General features: G+C 65.3%; 13 protein-coding genes. 11 read left to right on the top strand and 2 right to left on the bottom strand.

All coding sequences use genetic code 11. The features are described 5' to 3' along the window. Window positions 1-12 precede the first annotated feature (12 nt). The 5 genes from gnd to I6F09_RS21720 are packed head-to-tail and all read left to right on the top strand — an operon-like array spanning window position 13 to window position 4635. Window positions 13-1011 carry a phosphogluconate dehydrogenase (NAD(+)-dependent, decarboxylating) gene (gnd, locus tag I6F09_RS21740; RefSeq protein ID WP_057026081.1) on the top strand — a complete coding sequence of 333 codons (999 nt, stop codon included), beginning with the start codon at window positions 13-15 and terminating at the stop codon, window positions 1009-1011. Between the two features lie 28 nt (window positions 1012-1039). Next, window positions 1040-2551, top strand: a complete 1512-nt coding sequence (zwf, locus tag I6F09_RS21735; RefSeq protein WP_036007281.1) for a glucose-6-phosphate dehydrogenase — start codon at window positions 1040-1042, stop codon at window positions 2549-2551. Next, on the top strand, window positions 2551-3300 hold the full coding sequence (gene pgl, locus I6F09_RS21730; protein WP_225112110.1) for a 6-phosphogluconolactonase: 750 nt from the start codon (window positions 2551-2553) through the stop codon (window positions 3298-3300). Before zwf ends, pgl begins: the two co-directional genes overlap by 1 nt. Next, window positions 3287-3826: a gluconokinase gene (locus I6F09_RS21725; RefSeq protein WP_225189007.1), complete on the top strand. Its 540-nt coding sequence runs from the start codon at window positions 3287-3289 to the stop codon at window positions 3824-3826. The genes pgl and I6F09_RS21725 overlap by 14 nt, the downstream gene beginning before the upstream one ends. Next, window positions 3823-4635, top strand: coding sequence for a Cof-type HAD-IIB family hydrolase (locus tag I6F09_RS21720; protein ID WP_225189006.1), 813 nt, complete (start codon window positions 3823-3825; stop codon window positions 4633-4635). The genes I6F09_RS21725 and I6F09_RS21720 overlap by 4 nt, the downstream gene beginning before the upstream one ends. A 209-nt stretch (window positions 4636-4844) precedes the next feature. Here the strand turns inward: I6F09_RS21720 and I6F09_RS21715 are convergent, their stop codons facing one another. Together I6F09_RS21715 and malQ are read right to left on the bottom strand one after the other, a co-directional pair. Further along, window positions 4845-6647: a glycoside hydrolase family 15 protein gene (locus tag I6F09_RS21715; protein ID WP_225189005.1), complete on the bottom strand. Its 1803-nt coding sequence runs from the start codon at window positions 6645-6647 to the stop codon at window positions 4845-4847. A gap of 30 nt (window positions 6648-6677) precedes the next feature. After that, complete coding sequence (gene malQ / locus I6F09_RS21710; RefSeq protein ID WP_225189004.1) at window positions 6678-8639, bottom strand: 4-alpha-glucanotransferase; 1962 nt, start codon at window positions 8637-8639, stop codon at window positions 6678-6680. 204 nt (window positions 8640-8843) lie between these two features. Between malQ and I6F09_RS21705 the strand changes: the two genes are divergently transcribed. The 6 genes from I6F09_RS21705 to treY are packed head-to-tail and all read left to right on the top strand — an operon-like array spanning window position 8844 to window position 22844. After that, on the top strand, window positions 8844-10790 hold the full coding sequence (locus I6F09_RS21705; protein ID WP_225189003.1) for a maltotransferase domain-containing protein: 1947 nt from the start codon (window positions 8844-8846) through the stop codon (window positions 10788-10790). 11 nt (window positions 10791-10801) lie between these two features. Beyond that, the gene (treS, locus tag I6F09_RS21700; protein ID WP_225189002.1) at window positions 10802-14095 is read left to right on the top strand and encodes a maltose alpha-D-glucosyltransferase; all 3294 of its coding nucleotides are present in this window, start codon (window positions 10802-10804) and stop codon (window positions 14093-14095) included. Next, entirely contained in the window at window positions 14088-16226 is a 2139-nt protein-coding gene (gene glgB / locus I6F09_RS21695; protein WP_036007258.1) for a 1,4-alpha-glucan branching protein GlgB, read from the top strand. Before treS ends, glgB begins: the two co-directional genes overlap by 8 nt. 3 nt (window positions 16227-16229) lie before the next feature. Continuing rightward, window positions 16230-18308 carry a glycogen debranching protein GlgX gene (gene glgX, locus I6F09_RS21690; RefSeq protein WP_225189001.1) on the top strand — a complete coding sequence of 693 codons (2079 nt, stop codon included), beginning with the start codon at window positions 16230-16232 and terminating at the stop codon, window positions 18306-18308. Then, complete coding sequence (gene treZ, locus I6F09_RS21685; RefSeq protein WP_225189000.1) at window positions 18305-20056, top strand: malto-oligosyltrehalose trehalohydrolase; 1752 nt, start codon at window positions 18305-18307, stop codon at window positions 20054-20056. The genes glgX and treZ overlap by 4 nt, the downstream gene beginning before the upstream one ends. 1 nt (window position 20057) lies before the next feature. Further along, window positions 20058-22844, top strand: coding sequence for a malto-oligosyltrehalose synthase (treY, locus tag I6F09_RS21680; RefSeq protein WP_225188999.1), 2787 nt, complete (start codon window positions 20058-20060; stop codon window positions 22842-22844).

Here is a 22844-nt window from a genome sequence, read left to right as displayed (position 1 = left end):
GGAATAATGCAGATGCAACTCGGCATGATCGGCCTCGGCCGAATGGGCGGCAACATCGTTCGCCGCCTGATGCGGCACGGGCATTCGACCGTGGTCTACGACAAGGACGCCAAGGCCGTCGCGGGCCTTGCCGCCGACGGCGCGGTCGGCTCGGCGACGCTGGAAGAGTTCGTCGCCAAGCTGGAGCGGCCGCGCACGGCCTGGGTGATGCTGCCGGCAGGACGCATCACCGAGACCACGATCGAGACGATCGCCGGCGTGATGCAGGAAGGCGACGTCATCATCGACGGCGGCAACACCTTCTGGCAGGACGACGTCCGCCGCGGCAAGGCGCTGAAGGCGCGCGGCATCCATTACGTCGATGTCGGCACGTCAGGCGGCGTCTGGGGGCTCGACCGCGGCTATTGCATGATGATCGGCGGTGAGAAGCAGGTGGTCGACCGGCTCGATCCGATCTTCGCGGCGCTCGCGCCGGGCGCCGGCGACATTCCGCGCACCCCGGGGCGCGAGGGCCGCGATCCCCGCGTCGAGCAAGGCTACATCCACGCCGGGCCCGTCGGCGCCGGCCATTTCGTCAAGATGATCCACAACGGCATCGAATACGGCCTGATGCAGGCCTATGCCGAAGGTTTCGACATCCTCAGGAATGCCAATATCGAGGCTTTGCCGGCGGATCATCGCTACGATTTCGATCTCGCCGACATCGCTGAAGTGTGGCGGCGTGGCAGCGTGATTCCGTCCTGGCTGCTCGACCTCACCTCGACCGCCCTCGCCGACAGTCCGCAACTGTCGGAATATTCCGGCTTCGTGGAGGATTCCGGCGAAGGCCGCTGGACCGTGAATGCGGCGGTCGACGAGGCCGTGCCGGCCGAGGTTTTGACCGCGGCGCTCTACACACGTTTCCGTTCCCGCAAGGAACACACCTTCGCCGAAAAAATTCTTTCGGCGATGCGTGCAGGGTTCGGCGGGCACAAGGAGCCGACGCAGCCGGGCGCGGCGAAGCCGAAGTAACGAGTAACCAAGCGAAGGCCGACCATTCGTGACAAAAGACCCGCAGCCAAAGCGCAAGCCGGAAAATTGCGCCTTCGTCATCTTCGGCGTCACCGGCGATCTCACCCATCGCCTGGTGATGCCCTCGCTCTACAACCTGGCCGCCGAGCATCTTCTGCCGGAGAAATTCTGCGTCGTCGGCGTCGCCCGCAGGGGCCAGTCGGATGAGGAGCTGCGCGACAGCCTGCTGAAGGGCTTGCGGCAATTCGCGACGCGCCCGGTGGACGACGACATCGCGACGAGGCTTTTGGAATGCGTGACCTTCGTCGAGGCCGACGCAAAGGATCCGCCCTCCTTCGACCGCCTGCGCCAGCATCTGGATTCGCTGGAATGCGCGCAGGACACCGGCGGCAACCGGCTGTTCTATCTGGCAACGCCGCCGGCCGCGTTCGCGCCGACCGCGCGGGAGCTCGGCCGCACCGGCATGATGAGGGAGAACGGCGCCTGGCGGCGGCTCGTGATCGAAAAGCCGTTCGGCACCGATCTGGCCTCGGCCCGCGCGCTGAATGCCGAACTCTTGAAGATCATGGACGAGCACCAGATCTACCGGATTGATCATTATCTCGGCAAGGAAACGGTGCAGAACATCCTGGTGCTGCGCTTTGCCAACGGCATGTTCGAGCCCATCTGGAATCGCAACCACATCGACCACATCCAGATCACCGTGGAAGAGAAGCTCGGGGTCGGCCACCGCGGCGGCTTCTATGATGCCACCGGCGCGCTGCGCGACATGGTGCCGAACCACCTGTTCCAGCTGATGTCGCTGGTCGCGATGGAGCCTCCCGCCCGCTTCGACGCACATTCCGTACGCTCCGAGAAGGCGGACGTGCTGACATCGATCCAGCTGCCCAGCCGGGAGGACGCACTGAAGAATTCGGTGCGCGCGCAATATCTCGCGGGCCGCAGCGGCGACGACGAGATCACGGACTATCGCAAGACCGCGGACGTCAAGCCCGACAGCACCACCGAGACCTTTGTCGCGCTCAAGCTGATGATCGACAATTGGCGCTGGGCCGGCGTCCCGTTCTACTTGCGCACCGGCAAGGCGCTCGGCCACAAGCGCACCGAAGTCGCGATCAAGTTCAAGCAGGCGCCGCTGTCGATGTTCTCAGGGACGGACGTCGACCGGCTGTCGCAGAACTTCCTCACCATCGGCATCGCGCCGACTGAGACCATCGAGCTGCAGTTCAACGCCAAGATCCCGGGGCCGAGCATCACCATCGACGGCGTCGAGATGAAGTTCCGCTATGGCGACTATTTCCGCGCCGATCCCTCGACCGGCTATGAGACGCTGATCTACGACTGCATGATCGGCGACAACATCCTGTTCCAGCGCGCCGACGGCATCGAGGCCGGCTGGCAGGCCGTGCAGCCGTTCCTGGATGCCTGGAAGGGCGCGGGCAGCAACGGCATCGAAACCTATGAAGCCGGCAGCGACGGCCCTGCCTGCGCCGACGAGCTGCTCCGGCGCGACGGGCGAAGCTGGCGGAAGTTCTCGTGATGGCTCAGGCCGAGCAGCCGAAGCTGATCGTCGAGGCCGATGCCGAAGCTCTCGCCCGCGCCGCGGCCGAACGCGTGCTGGCGCGGATCGCGGCCAATCCGGGCCGGATTGCGATCTGCCTCACCGGCGGCTCCAGCCCGAGGACGCTGTATCAGTTGCTCGGCAGCGAGGCCGGGCGCGGCAGGATTCCGTGGGAGCGCGTGCATTGGTTCATCGGCGACGAGCGTTTCGTGCCCGACAGCGATCCCCTCAACAACATGGCGGTCGCCCGCGCGACCTTTCTCGATCGCCACGCGCCCGCCGGCCATATTCACCCGATCCCGACCACAGCCGACAATCCCGATGCCGCTGCGGAAGCCTACGCGCGTGAGCTGCAGGCCTTCTATGGCGGAGACCAGCTCGATCCCGCACGTCCGCTGTTCGATCTCGTCCTGATGGGCGCAGGACCGGACGGCCACACCGCCTCGCTGTTTCCCGGTTACCCCGAGATCGAGGAGACCCGACGCTGGGTCGTCGGCGTTCCCAAGGCGAACGTTGCGCCGTTCGTGCCGCGGGTCTCGCTCACCCTGCCCGCTTTGGCCTCCTGCCGCGAGATGCTGTTCGAGATTGCCGGGCACGACAAGCGGCCGATCTTGACGCGCCTCTGCAATGGCGAGAATCTGCCGGCCTTGCGCGCGCGCTCGAACGGCGAGACCGTCTGGCTGGTCGACAAGGCCGCGCTTCCGGAGGACATTCGTGGGCCGCGCTGAAGCACCCTGTGCATTGATCGTGATGGGCGTGTCGGGCTCGGGCAAGAGCACGGTCGCGAAGGCGCTCGGCGAGCGCCTCGGCTGGCGGTTCGAGGACGGCGACAGCTTCCATCCCGCCAGCAATGTCGAGAAGATGCGGGCCGGACATCCCCTCACCGACGAAGACCGCTGGCCCTGGCTGAATGCCATCGCCGACGAAATCGCGCGGGTCTGCGGCCGCGGCGAGCACGTCATCATCGCCTGCTCGGCGCTGAAGCACGCCTATCGAGACGTGCTGCTGCGCGGACGCGATGACGTCCGCTTCGTGTTCCTGAAGGGCACCAAGGAGCTGATCGCCGAACGGCTCGCGCAGCGCAAAGGGCACTTCATGCCGCCCGGACTGCTCGCCAGCCAGTTCGAGACGCTGGAGCCGCCGGAGCCGGGCGAGCACGTCATCACCGTCTCGATCGACGAGACCGTCGAGGCGATCGTGGACGGCATCGTGCGGCAGCTCAAACTCGGCGCAACACCCAAGGTCCTGCCATGACCCAAATCTCACTCGTGGTCTCCGACGTCGACGGCACGCTGCTGACCAAGGACAAGACGCTGACGGAGCGCGCGAAGAACGCCGTGCAGCGGCTGCACCAGGCTGGCATCGGTTTCACCATCACCTCCAGCCGTCCGGCGATCGGCATGCGCTTCTTGATCGAGCCGCTGGCGCTGTGGCTGCCGGTTGGGCCGTTCAACGGCTCCTCGATCGTCGATCCCGAGATGCGGCCGGTCGAGCAGCACCTGATTCCCGCGCGTGCGGCCGAGCGCACCTGGCAGATCCTCCGCGACTACGGCGCCGACGTCTGGCTGTTCACCACCGACAAATGGCTGATCGACAATCCCAGCGGCAGCTACGTCGCGCACGAGCGGCACACGATCCGCTCCGATCCGACGATCGTGACTGACTTCACGCCCTACCTTGCCAGCGCCTGCAAGATCGTCGGCGCCAGCGCCGACGCGGCCCGGCTCGAGGCGTGCGAGAAGGTGATGCAGGAAGCCCTCGGCAGCGCGGCGACCGCGGTGCGCTCGCAGACCTATTATCTCGACATCACCCCGCCGGGCTTCAACAAGGGCACATTCGTGCAAGCGATGGCCAGGCGCCTCGGCATCTCCACCGACGCGGTCGCCACCATCGGCGACATGCAGAACGACCTCGCCATGTTCCGCGTCAGCGGCACCTCGATCGCCATGGGCAACGCCGCCGACAACGTCAAGGACGAGGCGACGCACGTCACTGCGACCAACGAGCAGGACGGCTTTGCCGAGGCGATGGAGATGATCTTGACGCGGAATGGGGTGGGCTAAAGCGGAATGGCTTAGATTGACTCGATTGCCACGGGCTCGGTGCAACCTCTCCCGCTCGCGGGAGAGGTCGCGCCGAAGGCGCGGGTGAGGGCTTTCTCCTCTAGGGGGCTATCCCATTGCGGAGACACCCTCTCCCCAACCCTCTCCCGCAAGCGGGAGAGGGAGTGCACCGTGCTCGTGGGGGCAAAAGCGCCTGACGGCTCTTCCTACTACTTCGACCGCTGCACCGCCGGCTTCTCGCTGCCTTGCCTTGCCGCCGACAAATTGTGCGCCGTGTTGATCAGCGCGATGTGGGTCAGCGCCTGCGGGAAATTGCCGGTCTGGCGGCGGGCCACGGAATCGTATTCTTCGGCCAGTAGCCCGACGTCGTTGGCGATGCCGACCACGCGGTCAAGCAGAACTTGCGCCTTGTCGAGATCGCCCGACAGCACATAGGCATCGGCGAGCCATAGAGTACAGGCCAGGAAGGCGCCTTCGAGCGGCGGCTGGTCCGGGGGCAGCTCGCGCGGGTCGTGCCGCAGCACGAAACCGTCGCGCATCAGGCATTTTTCGGCCGCGGCGATGGTGCCGCGGATGCGCGGGTCGTCCGCCGGCAGGAAGCCGACGGCGGGCAGCAGCAGCACGCTGGCGTCGAGCATCTTCGAGCCGTAGGACTCGACGAACGCATTTTCCTCCGCATCGAATCCCCTGTTGCAGACATCGCGATGGATGGCTTCGCGTAGCGCTCGCCAGTGCAGCAGCGGCGCCTTGAAGCCGAAGGTCTCGGCGCTCTTGATGCCGCGGTCGAAGGCGACCCAGGTCATCACCTTGGAGAAGACGTAGTGCTTGGGCTGGCCGCGCCGCTCCCAGATGCCGTGGTCGGGCCGGTCCCAGACTTCGGCCAGATGATTGAGCACGGCGCATTCCAGCGCCCAGGTCGTCTCGTCGTCGAGCTTGAGCCTCGCCATGCGCGACTGGTGGAAGGCGTCGATCAATTCGCCGTAGACATCGAGCTGGAGCTGCGCGTGGGCGGCATTGCCGACGCGCACCGGCTGCGCGCCCTCATAACCGTTGAGCCAGCCCGCCTCCCATTCCAGGAGGCGCCGCTGGCCCCAGATGCCGTACATGATCTGCATGTTCGCCGGGGAGCCGGCGGCCGCGCGCAGCAGCCAATTGTGCCAGGCCAGGGCTTCCTCGGTGTAACCCGAGTTCATCAGCGCCAGCAGCGTGAAGGTGGCATCGCGCAGCCAGCAGAAGCGATAGTCCCAGTTCCTGCTGCCTCCGAGCTTCTCCGGCAAGGAGGTGGTGGGTGCCGCGACGATGCCGCCGGTCGGCGCGAAGGTCAGCGCCTTCAGCGTGATCAGCGAGCGCAGGACCAGCTCCTGATAGTCGCCGTCACGGGTGCAATGGCCGCACCAGTCCTCCCAGAATTTTTCGGTCTCCTGGAGCGCCAGCTCCGCATCGATCGGCGCAGGCGGGGCGAGATGCGAGGGACCGTAAGTCAGCACGAATGGCACGGTCTCGCCTTCCTTCACCTCGAAGTCCGAGACGGTGGTCAGATCCTCGCCGCGGGTCTCGACCGGCGTGCGCAGCACCGTCATGTCCTGGCCGGCGATGGCCATCAAGGAATGGTCGATCCGCCGCACCCAGGGAATATCCGCGCCGAAGCCGAAGCGGATGACGAGCTCCATCCGCATCTTCACGGTGCCACGGATGCCGCGGACCAGCCGCACGATGTCGGACGCCTTGCCGCGTAGCGGCATGAAATCGATCAGCGCGACGGTGCCTTTCTTCGTCTCGAACCGCGTTTCGAGGATGAGGGTGTTGCCGAGATAGCGCCGCGAGATGGAGGTTGCGGCCTCGCTCGGCGCGACCAGCCAGCGGCCGTTTTTGTGGGTACCGAGGATGGCGGCGAAGCAGGCGTCGGAATCGAAGGCCGGCCAGCACAGCCAGTCGATCGAGCCGTTGCGCCCGACCAGCGCCGCGGTCTCGCAATCGCCGATCAGCGCATAGTCCTCGATCCTCTGAGCCAATGTCGTGCGAGCCTGGCAAGTCCCGGCGGCTCAATTCCCGCCGGGCAATGAACGTTCCCGTGTCGCAGCCTTCAAAGCTGCGAGATCGATCTTGGACGCGATCTTGTCGAGCGCGACCGGCAGGCGCTGGCGCCAGTTCGGATGCTCGTCGATCGTGCCGGGAATGTTGGGCTGGTCGATCACGCCGAGCAGATCCTCCATCGACACCGCGAGCAGCCGCGACGGCGTGCGCGACAGGAAGGCCAGCACAGAGTAGAGATCGTTGGCGCTGATGCCGTTCTGGCGCAGGATCTCGTCGAGCCTGCCGAGCGCATCCCAGCGCGCCTGGTCGTTCTCGCCGGGATCGAGCCCGAGCGAGCGCTTCATCTTGAGATCGCTGAAGGAGCGCCAGCCGGCATAGGTCGACAGGTCATGCGTGTTCAGCGTCACCAGCGCATTGGGCCGGTAATGGTCGACATTGCGGAAATGGCCGGCATCGTCGCGCTCGAACATCATGACGAGATAGGACCAGATGCCGAAATCCTGCATCATCTCGCGGAAACCTTCCGGCACGGTGCCGAGGTCCTCGCCGATCACGATGCATTTGTGGGCTGCGCTCTCGCGCGCTACGGCGGCCAATAGCGCCTCGAACGGCATCTGCACATAGGCGCCGTTGTCGGGCTTGAAGCCGCGCGGCACGAGATAGAGCCGTTTCAGGCCGAGCACGTGATCGAGCCTGATGGCGCCGGCATGGCGCATCGACGCCGCGAGCATGTCGGCGAACGGGACGAAGGATTGCGCTTCCAGCCCACCGGCATTGAAGCCGGCAAGGCCCCAATCCTGGCCGATCGTGTTGAGCACGTCGGGCGGCGCACCGACCGCGAGATGACGCGAGATCGCCGTCTGCTCGTTCCAGGCATCGAAGCCGTTGGACTGCACGCCGACGGCGACATCGAGATAGAGCCCGACCCGCATGCCGAGCTGGCTGGCCAGCTCCTTGGCCGCATGCAGCTGGCTGTCGGCGGTCCATTGCACGAATTCGACGAACTCGACCTCGCGCTTGTCGGGGCCGTTGCGCAGCTCGGCGAATTTCGCCTCGTCCGGCTGCTGCCATTCTTGCGGCCATTCCCACCAGGGTCCGGTGAAACGATGCCGCATCACCTCGAAACAGGCAAAGCGGGACAACAGCGGCGCGCGCTCCGCACGGAAGGCGTCAAACGCCTTGCGACGCGCCTCGCTCGCGCTTGTCACGAAGCTGTTAAAGGCGGCGCGCAGGCCCAGCCATTTCAGCGCCGCCATGTCGGTATAAGGGACGCGGTCGCCCTCGCGCAGACGGGCGGCCGTTGCGGCCGCGTCGGGCACGAGGTCGGCCGAAAATTCAGGGATCGCCTCGACGTCGATATAGAGCGGGTTGAGGAAAAGCCGGCTGTTCGGCGAATAGGGGCTGCAATCGGCCGGGTGATCGTCGAACAGGACATGCAGCGGATTGAGCCCGACGCCGTCGGCCCCGAGCTGCTTGGCGAGCCGGAAGAGGCCGGCGAGATCGGTGAAATCGCCGATGCCCCAATTGCGGTCGGAGCGGACGCTGTAGAGCTGCACGGCGAGCAGCCAGCCGCGGTCGAAATCGCCGCCGAAACAGCGCTCGGGCGCCACGATCATCGGCACGTCTTCGCTCGCACCTTCGGCATCGGTCAGCGTCAGGCGGTGATACCCGAGCGCTAGGCCCGCGGGCCAGGCGATCACGGGCTCCCGCGTCTCGCCTGCCGCGATCACATTGCCGTTGCCGGCGATTTTCCATTGCAGCGGCGGCGCGCCAACCGACGCCAATTCCGTGCGCGGGCGTCCGAGCGCACGGACCACGACCGGCCCGCTGACGAAGCGATAGACCCGCTTCTCCGGCAGGGCGTCGAGGATGGATTTGAGGGCCTCGGGCGCGGTGACCCGCAGCTTGCCGAGGGCATCGATGAATTCGGATTGAACGCCCTTGATCCGGGCTTGAGCTAAAAGATCCATTCGGCACGCAGCTTGCAGGCCATTGTTTGGCCAGGGGCATCGAGAATAACGAGATCGCGGAAGAGGTTAGTCAGGGGTAACTCGCAAACTGCGCTTGCCGTTCCCAAGGGAACCAATGACACACAAGCGGCTTTCTATCATGGTACCAAGCGTGGGTTCCCGACAAGGGAAACGGGCTCCTGCTTTCTTGTCAATGGCATCACCGTGAACAAGACAATTCAAACTGTCGAGAGTGCCGCGGCCGGCAGCGCTTTCCTGATCGAGGACGTCTATCCCGCTATCGACGGCGGCCGTTTCGCCGTGAAGCGGATCGCGGGCGAGCCGGTCGAGGTCTGGGCCGACATCTACCGCGATGGCGAGGCCGTGATCTCAGCCGCGCTGATCTGGCGAGGAGAGCAGGAGCGCGAATGGCGGAGCGAGCCGATGACCCATCACGGCAATGACCGCTGGTCCGGCGCGTTCACGCCCCCCGAGCCCGGCCAATATGTCTACGCGATCGAAGCCTGGACCGACGAGTTCGCTACATGGTCGCACGCCGCCGCGCGAAAGCGGCGCACCGGGGCCGATGTCAGCCTCGATGCGATCGAGGGCGCCGGCCTTTTGACCAAGGCGCATGGCGCGCGGCAGGACGCCGCAGCTATCATCATCAGGCAGTGCGAAGATTACCTGAGGAACGGCGACATCACCTCGCTGCTCGCGACCGAGCTCGGCGAAGCCATGGCCGAGAGCCAGTCGCGGCCGGACCTGACGCGTTCGCCATTCTTCCCGCTGACTGCCGACCGCGACAAGGCCCGCTTCAGCACCTGGTATCAGATGATGCCGCGCAGCCAGAGCGCATTGCCGGGCCGGCATGGCACGCTGCGCGACTGCATCGCGCGCGTGCCTGACATCGCCGCGATGGGCTTCGACGTGCTCTACTTCACGCCGATCCACCCGATCGGCAAGACCAGCCGCAAGGGGCGCAACAATGCGCCGGTGGCCCGTGAAGGCGATCCCGGCTCGCCCTATGCGATCGGCTCGGCCGAGGGCGGCCACGATGCGCTGCATCCGGAGCTCGGCACGATCGAGGACTTCCGCGCGTTGGTCGCCACATGTCTTGAATACGGGCTCGAGCTTGCGCTGGACTTCGCGGTGCAGTGCTCGCCGGATCATCCCTGGCTGACGCAGCATCCGGAATGGTTCAAATGGCGGCCCGACCGCTCGGTGAAGACGGCGGACGGCCCCTATTCCGACATCGTTATCCCCGACTTCAATTCGGTCGATCGCGTCGGGCTGTGGAATGCGTTTCGCGACGCCATGCTGTTCTGGATCGACAAGGGTGTAACCATCTTCGCCATCGACAATCACGACACCGCGCCGCTCGCGTTCTGGGAGTGGCTGATCCGCGACATAAGCCGCCGTCATCCCGACGTGATCCTGTTCTCCAAGACGTATGCACGGCCAAAGCTGATGAAGGGCCTCGCCAAGCTCGGCTTTTCGCAGTCCTTCACATACTTTCCCTGGCGCACGGAAAAGTGGGAGCTGGAGCAATATCTCGGCGAGCTGACGCGCTATCCCGAACGCGATTTCTACCGTCCGAACATGTTCGTCAACACGCCTGACCTGTTGCCCTTTCACCTGCAGAGCGGAGAGGCCTGGGCCTTCAAGTCGCGGATCGCACTGGCTGCAACGCTCTCGGGCAATTACGGCATCTACAGCGGATTCGAGCTGCTGGAGCACGACGCCGTTCCCGGCCGCGAAGAATATCTGGATTCCGAGAAGTACCAGATCAGGCAGCGCGACTGGGACAGATCGGGCAACATCAAACCCTACATCGCCGCGCTCAACCGCATCCGCAACGAGAACGCGGCGCTCCAGCAGACCGCGAATTTGCGCTTTCTCGCCATCGAGGACGGCCAGACGATCGCCTTCGCCAAGGAGGCGGCCGATCCGGCCAGCATTGTCGTCGTCGTGATCGCGCTGTCGGGCCACGTGCGGGAATGCTGGCTGCCGCTCGGCGATCTCACAGTTGACGCCGGCGGACGGCGTCACCATGTGACGACACTCGAAAACCTCCTCACCGGCGAACAGTCCCGCATCGAATGGGGCGGCATCAAGTTGCGTATCGATCCCGACCGCGATCCGGCACTTCTGTTCCGCTGCCTGGCGTAAGGGGTCACGCCATGAATGTTCTGTCTTCCGTCGATACCAAGAAGGCTGAGGCTGCCGAGGTCGTAGATGAGCTCTGGTACAAGGACGCCATCATCTACCAGCTCCACGTCAAAGCCTTCGCCGACAGCAACAATGACGGCATCGGCGACTTCGCCGGGCTGACCGAGCGACTGCCCTATCTGCAGGAGCTCGGCGTCACCGCGCTGTGGCTGCTGCCGTTCTACCCCTCGCCCGGCCGCGACGACGGCTACGACATCGGCGATTACGGCACGGTCAATCCCGATTTCGGGACGATGAAGGACTTCAAGCGGTTCATCCAGGAAGCGCAGAAGCGGGGCTTGCGCGTCATCACCGAGCTCGTCGTCAACCACACCTCGGACCAGCACAAATGGTTCAAGCGCGCGCGGCGCAGCCATCCGGGCTCGAGCGCGCGCAACTGGTATGTCTGGAGCGACACGGACCAGAAGTACCAGGGCACGCGGATCATCTTCACCGACACCGAGAAGTCGAACTGGACCTGGGATCCGGAGGCCGGCGCGTTCTACTGGCACCGCTTCTTCTCGCACCAGCCCGATCTCAATTTCGACAATCCGCGCGTTGTCAGCGCCATCATCCAGGTGATGAAGCGCTGGCTCGATGCCGGTGTCGACGGCTTCCGCCTCGATGCCATTCCCTATCTGTGCGAGCGCGAGGGCACCTCGAACGAGAACCTGCCCGAGACGCATGCGATCATCAAGCGCCTGCGCCAGGAGCTGGACGCGTATTCCAAGGGCAAGCTGCTGCTGGCCGAGGCCAATCAATGGCCGGAGGACGTGCAGGAATATTTCGGCCGTGGCGACGAGTGCCACATGGCCTATCACTTCCCGCTGATGCCGCGCATCTACATGGCGATCGCCCAGGAAGACCGCTTCCCGATCACCGACATCCTGCGCCAGACGCCGGATATCCCGGCGAGCTGCCAATGGGCGCTGTTCCTGCGCAATCACGACGAGCTCACGCTGGAGATGGTCACCGACGTCGAGCGCGACTATCTGTGGACCACCTACGCCAACGATCCCCGCGCGCGCATCAATGTCGGCATCCGCCGGCGCCTTGCGCCGCTGATGGACAACGACCGGCGCAAGATCGAGCTGATGAACTCGCTGCTGCTGTCGTTCCCGGGCACGCCGATCATCTATTACGGCGACGAGATCGGGATGGGCGACAACATCTATCTCGGCGACCGCAACGGCGTCCGCACGCCGATGCAGTGGAGCCCGGACCGCAACGGCGGCTTCTCGCGCTGCGACCCCGCCCGCCTCTACGCGCCGCTGATCATGGATCCCGTTTACGGCTATGAATCCGTCAACGTGGAGGCGCAGTCGCGCAGCCTGTCCTCGCTGCTCAGCGCCACCAAGCGGCTGATCTCGGTGCGGAAGTCGACGCTCGCCTTCGGCCGCGGCACCATGACCTTCATCCGCCCGGCCAACCGCGCCGTGCTCGCCTATGTCCGCCAATACCGCGACGAGGTGATCCTCTGCGTCGCCAATCTGTCGCGCGCCGCGCAGGCCACCGAGCTCGACCTGTCGCCGTGGAAGGACCGCATCCCGCAGGAGATGCTCGGCCGCACGCGCTTTCCCGCGATCGGCGAATTGCCCTACATGATCACGCTGGGGCCCTACGGCTTCTACTGGTTCCAGCTTCAGGAGCGCGACAAGTCCGAGCCGGTTGTGCCGCGCGCGGTGCCGGAATTCGAGACGCTGGTCGTGCCGGTGAACTCGAACTGGGTCTCGCTCGCCCGCGAGCGCGGCGTGTTCGAGCGCGACGTGCTGCCGGGCTTCCTGTCACGGACGCGCTGGTATCCCGAGAACAATCCCAAGCACATCCGGACCACGCTGACCTCCGCGGTACCGTTCAGCGACATCGGCGACAACAGACCCTGGATCGCGTTCTTCGAGACGACGCGGGACGAGGTGACGACGCGGTACGTGATGCCCATGCAGATCGAATGGGTGCGTTTCGACCGCGAGCGCTTCAACCCGAAGGCGCTCGCCGCCGTCCGCCAGGGCGCACGCGAAGGCACGCTCCTCGACGTCGCGACCGAGCAGATCTTCATCGGTCTGTTCTTACGAGGGCTGTCGCAAAACCTGGTCGTGGACGAGAACAATCTGCGGCTCGAGTTCAAAGCGACCAGCCGTTTCGCCGACTACACCATCAAGGAGCCCGAACGCATCCGCGCCATCGAACAGTCGAACAGCACCGCGCTGGTCGACAACAAGTACGTTGCCAAGATCTATCGGCGGCTGGAGAGCGGCATCAGCCCCGAGATCGAGATCGGCTACTATCTCACCGAGGTCGCCCGCTTTGCCAACACGCCGGCACTGCTCGGCAGCGTCGAGCTGGTCGACGGCAACCAGCGCAGCGCGCTCGGCGTGCTGCATGCCTATGTCGAGAACCAGGGCGACGGCTGGACCGTGACGACCGGATATCTCGACCGCTATATCGACGAGCAGCGCGTGGCGCCCGCCGATGAGATGCCGCGCGAAACCCAGGAGCAGGCGCCCTATCTGCATTTCATCGCGCAGATCGGCCGGCGGCTCGCCGAGCTGCATGTCGCTCTCACCGCGGCAGAGCCCGCCGATCTCGCCCCGGAGCCGATCGACTCCGCCCAGATCAAGGCTGCGCTCTCCGACCTCAAGGCGCGTGCCGAGCGGATTCTCGAGCTGCTTGCCGACAGCCGCGACGGGCTGCGGGAGATGGACCGGCCCCTGATCGACCGGCTCATCGCTGCACGCGCGGACCTGTTCGACCGCCTCAATGCGCTCTTGCCATCCGAGATCGGCGGGTTGAACATCCGTCATCATGGCGACTTCCGGCTCGGGCAAACTCTGATCGTGAAGGACGATATCTTCATCATCGACTTCGACGGCGATCCGCGTGTGCCGCTGGCCAACAAGCGCCGCAAGGCGCCGGCCGCGCGCGACGTCGCCGGCCTGATCCATTCCATCGACCTTTCTGTGAACGTGGCGCTGAGCCGCGCGCTCACGGGTGCTTCCGACGAGCAGGACCGGCTCGCGGCCGCCCTCGACGAATGGCGCGAGCGCGCCACCGCGACCTTCCTGTCCGCCTACCGCGAAGCCATGACCGATCGGAGGCTGTGGCCGGACGATCGGTCCTGCGCGGAAGGCCTGTTGAGATTTTTCCTGCTGGATCGAGCGTTCCACGACGTAGAGTACGAGCTGTCCCGCCGGCCTGAGGGACTCCATGCGCCGCTGACCGGACTGCTTCGCATTCTGTCAAGTGCCGAGAGCGAAGCCCATGCCTAAACTGCCTGCAGAAGCCTACGCGATCATCGAAGGCCGCCACTCCGACCCCTTCCACTATCTCGGGCTGCATCCTGAGGGCGGAAAGAGCGTTGTCCGCGCGTTTCTGCCCGAGGCCACCAATGTCGAGGCGGTCGGCGACCACGGCGAGGTCGCGCCGCTCGACCGCGTCCACGATTCCGGCCTGTTCATTGGCGCCCTGCCCAACGGTTCGAAGCACTACCAGCTGCGCGCGAAGTTCGGCAACGACGTGGTCGAGTTCGAGGATGCCTACCGTTTTCCGCCGATCCTGACCGATTTCGACCTCTATTTGCTCGGCGAAGGCACCCATCAGCGCCTCTATGACAAGCTCGGCGCGCATCCGATGCGGCTCGAGGGCGTCGATGGCATCGGCTTCGTCGTGCTGGCGCCGAACGCGCGGCGCGTCTCCGTGGTCGGCGACTTCAACTACTGGGACGGGCGGCGCCATCCGATGCGGGTGCGCGGCAACGGCTATTGGGAATTGTTCATCCCGCATGCGAAGGCCGGCGATCACTACAAGTTCGAAATCGTCGGACCGCATGGTCATCTGCTGCCGCTGAAATCCGATCCGATGGCATTTGCCAGCGAGCTGCGGCCGAAAACGGCCTCGATCGTGTTCGACGAGGCGCGCCTGCCGCGGCCGCGCCCGGCGCCTGAAGGCATCAACGCATTGTCGGCGCCGATGTCGATCTACGAGGTGCATCTCGGCTCGTGGCGGCGCAAGGACAACAATGAATGGCTGACCTATCGCGAGCTGGCCGAGCAGCTGCCGGCCTATGCCCGCGACATGGGCTTCACTCATCTCGAATTCCTGCCCGTGAACGAGCATCCGTTCGATGGCTCCTGGGGCTATCAGCCGACCGGCCTCTATGCGCCGACCAGCCGTTTCGGCGGCCCCGAGGATTTTGCGGCGCTGATCGATGCCTGCCACCGCGAAGGCATCGGCGTGCTGCTCGACTGGGTGCCGGGTCACTTCCCCGACGATCCGCACGGGCTCGGCCATTTCGACGGCACCGCGCTCTATGAGCACGCCAACCCGCTCCAGGGCCGCCACCTCGACTGGGGCACGCTGATCTACAATTACGGCCGCACCGAAGTGACGAACTTCCTGGTGTCGAATGCGCTGTTCTGGATGGAGCGTTACGCCATCGACGGTCTGCGCGTCGATGCGGTCGCCTCCATGCTCTATCTCGACTACAGCCGGCCGCCCGACGCCTGGATCCCGAACCAATATGGCGGGCGGGAGAACATCGAGGCGATCAACTTCCTGCGCCGCTTCAACACGGAAGTGTTCGCCCGCTTCCCGCAGGCAACCACCGCCGCCGAGGAGTCCACCGCCTGGCCCCAAGTCTCGCGCCCGGTCGAGTTCGGCGGGCTCGGCTTCGGCTACAAGTGGAACATGGGCTGGATGCACGACACGCTGAACTACATCAGCAAGGATCCGATCCACCGCAAGCATCACCACGGCGAGATCCTGTTCGGCCTGCACTATGCGTTCTCGGAGAACTTCATCCTGCCGCTGTCGCATGATGAGGTCGTGCACGGCAAGCGCTCGATCCTCGGCCGCATGCCCGGCGACGAGTGGCAGCGCTTTGCCAATTTGCGCGCCTATTACAGCTTCATGTTCGGCCATCCCGGCAAGAAGCTCTTGTTCATGGGCGCCGAGATCGCGCAGAGCCGCGAATGGAATCACGACCAGTCGCTCGACTGGCACCTGCTCGAATACAAGGTCCATTCCGGCGTCCAGGCCTTGATCCGCGACCTCAATCGGCTCTATCGCGCGGTTCCGGCGCTGCACCAGATGGATTGCGAGCAGGCCGGCTTCGAATGGCTGATCACCGATGATGCCAACCGCAACGTCTTCGCCTGGCTGCGCAAGGGATTCGACGAGCACGCGCGGTGTCTCGTCATCGTCAACTTCTCGCCTAACGTCTACCAGAACTATCGCGTTCGCGTGCCCTTCGGCGGCAAGTGGAAGGAAGTTCTCAACTCCGATTCCGCCCATTACGGCGGCAGCAATGTCGGCAATGTCGGCGAGGTCCATGCCGAGGGCGGCGAGCTGCGCCTCACCATTCCGCCGCTGGCTGCGATCTTTCTCGTTCCGGAAAGCTGATCGATGCGCCTGACTGCCGGATCGCCCGCACGGCTCGGCGCAAGCTGGGACGGACGCGGTACCAATTTCGCGCTGTTCTCCGCCAACGCGCAGAAGGTCGAGCTCTGCCTGTTCGACACCCAAGGCCGCCGCGAGCTCGAGCGCATCGAGCTGCCCGAGAAGACGGAGGATGTCTGGCACGGCTATCTCAACGACGTCGCGCCGGGCCAGCTCTACGGCTTTCGCGTGCACGGCCCCTACGAGCCCGAGCACGGCCATCGCTTCAACGCCAACAAGCTGCTGCTCGACCCCTACGCCAAGCGGCTTGCCGGGCGCCTGGTCTGGAGCGATGCGCATTTCGCCTACCGCACGGGAAGCCCGCGCGAGGACCTGTCCTTCGACCGGCGCGACAATGCGCGCGGCATGCCCAAGGCCGTCGTGGTCGACGAGACCTTCAACTGGGGCCGCCGCGAGATCCGGCCGAATATTCCCTGGGAAGACACGATCATCTACGAGGCCCACGTCAAGGGCCTGACGCAGAAGCGCGAGGACGTTCCGCCGAATCTGCGCGGCACCTATGGCGGCCTGTCATCGCCCGCGATGATCGAGCACCTCAAGAAGCTCGGCGTCACCACGGTCGAGCTGCTGCCGGTGCACAGCTTCGTCGACGACCGCATCCTGGTGGAAAAGAAGCTCGCCAATTACTGGGGCTACAACACGCTGTCGTTCTTTGCGCCTGAGCCACGCTACGCCCAGGACAACGCACTCGATTCCTTCCGCACCACGGTGGCGCGGCTGCACGATGCCGGCATCGAGGTGATGCTCGACGTCGTCTACAACCACACCGCCGAGGGAAATCATCTCGGTCCGACGCTGTGCTATCGCGGCATCGACAACGCCTCCTATTATTGGTTGAACCGCGAGAACCCGCGCTATTACGACGACTTCACCGGATGCGGCTCGTCGGTGAACCTCGCCCATCCGCGCGTGCTGCAGATGGTGATGGATTCCCTGCGCTACTGGGTCGAGGTCTGCCATGTCGACGGCTTCCGCTTCGACCTCGCCACCACGCTGGCGCGCGGGCCGAACGGTTTTGACCGCGGCAGCTCGTTCCTCACCGCGATCCGGCAGGATCCGGTGCTGGCTGCCGTCAAGCTCGTCGCCGAGCCGTGGGACCTCGGCCTCGGCGGCTACCAGGTCGGAGCCTTTCCCTCGCAATGGTCGGAATGGAACGACCGCTATCGCAGCGCCATGCGCCGCTACTGGAGCGGTGAAGGCAGCCTGATCGGCGACATCTCCAGCCGAATGACCGCATCCTCCGACTTGTTCAACCACGACGGACGGCGGCCGCGCGCCAGCATCAACCACATCACCGTCCACGACGGCTTCACGCTCGCCGACCTCTTCAGCTACAACGAGAAGCACAACGAGGCCAACGGCGAGGACAATCGCGACGGCTCCAACGACAATCACAGCAACAATTGCGGCGTCGAGGGCCCGACCGATGATCCTGGCATCATCAACCTGCGCCGCCAGCTGCGCAAGAACGTGCTGGCCTGCCTGATGCTGGCCCAGGGCGTTCCGCTGATCCTCGCCGGCGACGAGGTCGGCAACTCGCAATCCGGCAACAACAACGCCTATTGCCAGGACAACGAGGTCGGCTGGGTCGGCTGGGACAATCTCGGCAAGGACGGCGACGACATGATCGACTTCGTTGCCCATCTCGCCGACATCCGCCGCCGTTTCTCACAGTTGCGCAGCCATCGCTGGCTCGACGGCCGCCCCAAGGACGGCGTCTCCTACGGCGCATTGTGGCTGACGCCCGCCGGCAACGAGATGACGGAGAGTGACTGGACATTCCCGGATGGGCGGTTTCTCTCCTATGTGATGGGCCCGATGGAACCGGGTGGGGCTGCGATCTTTATCGTACTGAACGCCGCTCCCGAAGAGATCGCATTCAAATTGCCCAAAATGACCGAATACAAGAGCTGGCAGCAGCTGCTGAACACGACCGATGCCAAGCTGAATACGATCGACTTCCTGCCCGGGAGCGACAGCAAGGCGCCGCCACGCTCCGTGCTCGCCTTCGCAGGCGCGCTATGAGGCCATCCTTCGGGGCGAGGCCGACCAAGGACGGCGTGTCGTTCCGGCTGTGGGCGCCGGCCGCGCGCCGCGTCGATCTCCTGCTCGACCGCAGGCACGCGATGCAGCGCCGGCAGGATGGCTGGTTCGTCGCCGAGATCGCCGGCTTGTCATCTGGCAGCAAGTACAAGTTCAGGATCGACGACGACATCGACGTGCCGGATCCCGCTTCGGCCTTCCAGCCCGACGACGTGTTCGGCCCGAGCGAGGTGATCGATCACGATGCCTTCGTCTGGCGCGCACGCGATTGGCGCGGCCGTCCCTGGGAAGAGACGGTGCTGGTCGAGACCCATGTCGGCACCTTCACGTCCGAAGGCAGCTATCGCGCCATGATCGACAAGCTCGATCACCTCGCCGCGACCGGCATCAATGCGCTGGAATTGATGCCGCTCGCCGATTTCGCAGGCCGCCGCGGCTGGGGCTATGACGGCGTGCTGTGGTACGCGCCGGACAGCGCCTATGGCCGGCCCGAAGACCTGAAGACGCTGATCGACGAGGCGCATCTGCGCGGGCTGATGGTGTTCCTCGACGTCGTCTACAATCATTTCGGACCGGAAGGAAACTACCTCGGCCGTTACGCGCCGACCTTCTTCACCGATGCGCACACGCCGTGGGGCAGCGCGATCGATTATCGCGTGCCGCAGGTGCGAGCCTTCGCCGTGGAGAACGCGCTGTCCTGGCTCGGTGACTACCGCTTCGACGGCCTCAGGCTCGACGCCGCCAACCACATCATGGCTGTCCCGGGCGAGCAGTCCATGCTGCAGGACCTCAGCGTTGCCACCGGCGAGCTCGCCAAGGCCACGGGACGTCACATCCATCTCGTGCTGGAGAACGGCGACAACCTCGCCAGCCTGCTCGATGCCGCGCAGGATCCGCCGAACGGCAAATATCGCGGGCAGTGGAACGACGACTATCATCACGTCTGGCACGTGATGCTGACCGGCGAGCATGCCGGCTACTATGGCGATTACCAGACGCCGCGCATGGATCTGGCGCGCGCGCTCGCCTCCGGCTTCGTCTATCAGGGCGAGATCTCGGAATTCTGGGGCAAGAAGCCGCGCGGCGAGCCGAGCGGCCAGCTGCCGCCGGCGACCTTCGTCAATTTCCTGCAGAACCACGACCAGATCGGCAATCGCCCGCTGGGCGAGCGGCTGGAAAGCCTGGCATCGCCACAGCAGATCGAGGCCGCGCTCGCGGTCACCCTGCTCGCGCCGATGGTGCCGATGCTGTTTCAGGGCGAGGAATGGGGCTCGACGGCCCCCTTCCCGTTCTTTTGCGATTTCCAGGGCGAACTCGCCGATGCCGTGCGCAAGGGACGCAAGCGCGAATATGCCTGGGCTTACGAGAAATACGGCGAGGAGGTGCCCGATCCGCTCGATCCGGCAACGCTGCAATCGGCCGTGCTCGACTGGACCGGCCGCACGCCGCAACAGGATGCGCGGCTCGCGCTGGTGCGGGAGTTGCTCGGCGTCCGTCGCAAGCAGATCGTGCCGCGCCTGAAGGGCGCAAGCTTCGGTGATGCCGAGGCGGCGGACAACGGCATCGTCACCGCACATTGGCGCATGGGCGACGGCACCACGTTGCGTCTTGTCGCCAATCTGTCGGATCACGAGATCACCTCCAGCGTCAGCGCGGGCACGCCGATCTGGGGCGGCGGCGCCGGCGAGCGGCTCACGCCCTGGTCGGTGGTCTGGCGCCTCGGAGGTTAGAATGCCTCCCGCCATTCCGCTCGCGACCTACCGGCTCCAGCTCACCGCGGATTTCGATTTCGACAAGGCCGCCGCGGTCGTTCCGTATCTCAAGGCGCTGGGCATCACGCATCTTTACGCCTCGCCGGTGATGAAGGCCCGCAAAGGCTCGACCCATGGCTACGACACGGTCGATCACGGCCAGTTCAATCCCGAGCTCGGCGGCGAGGCCGGCTTTACGCGGCTGAGCCAGGCGCTTCAACAGCACGATCTCGGGCTGATCATCGATTTCGTCCCCAACCATGTCGGCGTGCATTTTGCCGACAATCCGTGGTGGCTCGACGTGCTGGAATGGGGCCAGGCCTCGCCGCACGCGGCGTCCTTCGACATCGACTGGGACCAGCTGGCCTACCGCGCCCGCGGCGGCGTGCTGCTGCCGATCCTCGGCGCGTCCTACGGCGAGGCGCTGGAGCGCGGCGATATCGAGCTGCGCTACGACCCGGACGAAGGGACTTTTTCCGCCTGGTATTTCGAGCACCGCTTACCGATCGCGCCGGAGCGCTATGGCGAGATGCTGCGGATCGTCGTCAAGGAGGCGGACGCGGCGGAAACGGAGCCCGGCAAGCGCCTGCTGTCGCTCGCGACCCGCTACACGGGGCTGCGGCGCCCCAATCGCAAGGAAGCTCCCGGCTTCAAGTCCGAGCTCAAGGAGATCGCAGGCGCCGCCGACATCATCAAGCGCGGCCTTGCCGCCTATCGCGCCGGCAAGGACCGCCCGGCACAGACGTTGACGCTGCATCATCTCCTCGAGCGCCAGCACTACAAGCTCGGGCACTGGCGGCTTGCTTCCAGCGACATCAATTATCGCCGCTTCTTCGACGTCAACGGCCTCGCCGGCCTGCGCGTCGAGGACGCGAGCACGTTTGCCGCCACGCACCGGCTGGTGAAGCAGCTCATCGCCGACGGCAAAATGCAGGGAATCCGGCTCGATCACATCGACGGCCTGCGTGACCCGGCCCAATATTGCCAGCGATTGCGCCGCCTGGTGCGCGACGCGCAGGGCAACGCAAAGCCCTTCTATACCGTGATCGAAAAAATCCTATGCGAGCACGAGCGCCTGCCGCATTTCGCCGGCGTCCAGGGTACCACCGGCTACGAGTGGATGAACGTCATCACCCACGTGCTGGTCGATCCCAGGGGACTGGAGGCGCTGGACGAGACCTGGCGGCAGATCAGCAACCGGTCGCCGCGGCTTGTGCCTTACGTCAAGGACGCCAAGCGGCGCGTGTTGGAGACGCTGCTCACCAGCGAATTCACCGTGCTGACGCGCCTGCTTGCGCGCATCGCCAACGGCCATTATTCGACGCGCGACTTCTCGGCCGACAGCCTGCGGCAGGCGCTCGAACTCTATGTGTTGCATTTCCCGGTCTATCGCACCTACCTGACGCATAGTGGCCCGACCGCAGCGGACCGCAAGCTGATCGACGACACCATTGCGCGCGCCCGCCGCGACTGGTTCGCCGCCGACGAAGGCATTTTCGACTTCCTGCGCGATGCCTTGACCATGGACCTGCTCAAGCCGGGCCGTCCGCCGCACAGCGCCCCGCGCGTGCGCCGCTTCGCGCTGAAGGTGCAGCAATTCACCGGCCCGATGATGGCAAAGTCGCTGGAGGACACCGCGTTCTATCAATTCCACCGGCTGCTGGCGCTGAACGAGGTCGGCGGCGACCCCGCCAGCACCGGCCTCAGCATTCCCGCCTTCCACCAGGCCATGCTGGCCCGCGCCAGGGAATGGCCGCAAGGCATGACCGCAACCGCCACCCACGACACCAAGCGTGGTGAGGATGCGCGCACGCGCATCGCATCGCTCAGCGAGATTCCCGGTGAATGGACCAGCGCAGTGGCGCGCTGGAAGGTGCTGAACGCGCCGCACCTCACGCTGCACGGCAATTTCCGCGCGCCGTCGGCAACGTTCGAATACATGCTCTACCAGACCCTGCTCGGTGTCTGGCCGGTTCAAGCGCCGGCCGATGCTGGCTTCATCGAGCGCATCCAGGCCTATGCCCTCAAGGCCGCGCGCGAAGGCAAGGAGGAGACGAGCTGGCTCAACCCTCATGAAGCGTATGAGAACGGGATCCGCCATTTCATCGCGAAGATCCTCGACCCCGACCAGTCCGCGGAATTCCTTCAGGCCTTGCAGACGCTGGCGCGCCGCGTCGCGCTGCTCGGCACGCTGAACTCGCTGAGCCAGCTCACGCTCAAGGCGACGCTGCCGGGCGTGCCGGACTTCTATCAAGGCACCGAATTCTGGGACCTGTCGCTGGTCGATCCCGACAACCGCCGCCCGGTCGACTTCGCCGCACGCCACGCGGCGCTGACATCACTGGAAGCGCCGGACTGGAGCGGCCTGATCAAGAGCTGGCCGGACGGCAAGCTCAAGCTGGCCTGGACGCGGCATCTGCTCAAGCTGCGCAACGAGCTGGCCGACGTCTTCGCGCAGGGCGACTACCAGCCGCTTGAGGTACGGGGCGCCCATGCCGACCATGTCATCGCCTTCGCGCGTCGTCATGGCCGCGCCGCCGCGATCGTCGTCGTCGGCCGTCATTTCGCGCCGTTCACCCAAGCCGGCCGGGAATGGCCCGCACCCGAAGCTATCGACGCCACCATCGACATCACGGGCTATGCCGTGCCCGGCCTTGCCGGCAACGACTTGCCGCTCGCGCAGGCCTTCCGTGACTGTCCTGCCTTGGTCATCGCGGCCCGAACGGCGAACGCCGTCAGGGCGCCGCGGCAACGCGTGCGCGCCTGA

Source organism: Bradyrhizobium sp. IC3195 (genome assembly GCF_020193585.1).
GTDB classification, from domain to species: domain Bacteria; phylum Pseudomonadota; class Alphaproteobacteria; order Rhizobiales; family Xanthobacteraceae; genus Bradyrhizobium; species Bradyrhizobium yuanmingense.
This window is presented reverse-complemented; position numbering and strand designations above follow the sequence as displayed.

What these genes read in the sequence shown, in the direction of transcription:
- gnd (WP_057026081.1), top strand. Translation starts at nt 13, where the DNA reads ATGCAACTCGGCATGATCGGCCTCGGCCGAATGGGCGGCAACATCGTT.
- pgl (WP_225112110.1), top strand. Translation starts at nt 2,551, where the DNA reads ATGGCTCAGGCCGAGCAGCCGAAGCTGATCGTCGAGGCCGATGCCGAA.
- I6F09_RS21720 (WP_225189006.1), top strand. Translation starts at nt 3,823, where the DNA reads ATGACCCAAATCTCACTCGTGGTCTCCGACGTCGACGGCACGCTGCTG.
- malQ (WP_225189004.1), bottom strand. Translation starts at nt 8,639, where the DNA reads ATGGATCTTTTAGCTCAAGCCCGGATCAAGGGCGTTCAATCCGAATTC.
- treS (WP_225189002.1), top strand. Translation starts at nt 10,802, where the DNA reads ATGAATGTTCTGTCTTCCGTCGATACCAAGAAGGCTGAGGCTGCCGAG.
- glgB (WP_036007258.1), top strand. Translation starts at nt 14,088, where the DNA reads ATGCCTAAACTGCCTGCAGAAGCCTACGCGATCATCGAAGGCCGCCAC.
- glgX (WP_225189001.1), top strand. Translation starts at nt 16,230, where the DNA reads ATGCGCCTGACTGCCGGATCGCCCGCACGGCTCGGCGCAAGCTGGGAC.
- treZ (WP_225189000.1), top strand. Translation starts at nt 18,305, where the DNA reads ATGAGGCCATCCTTCGGGGCGAGGCCGACCAAGGACGGCGTGTCGTTC.
- treY (WP_225188999.1), top strand. Translation starts at nt 20,058, where the DNA reads ATGCCTCCCGCCATTCCGCTCGCGACCTACCGGCTCCAGCTCACCGCG.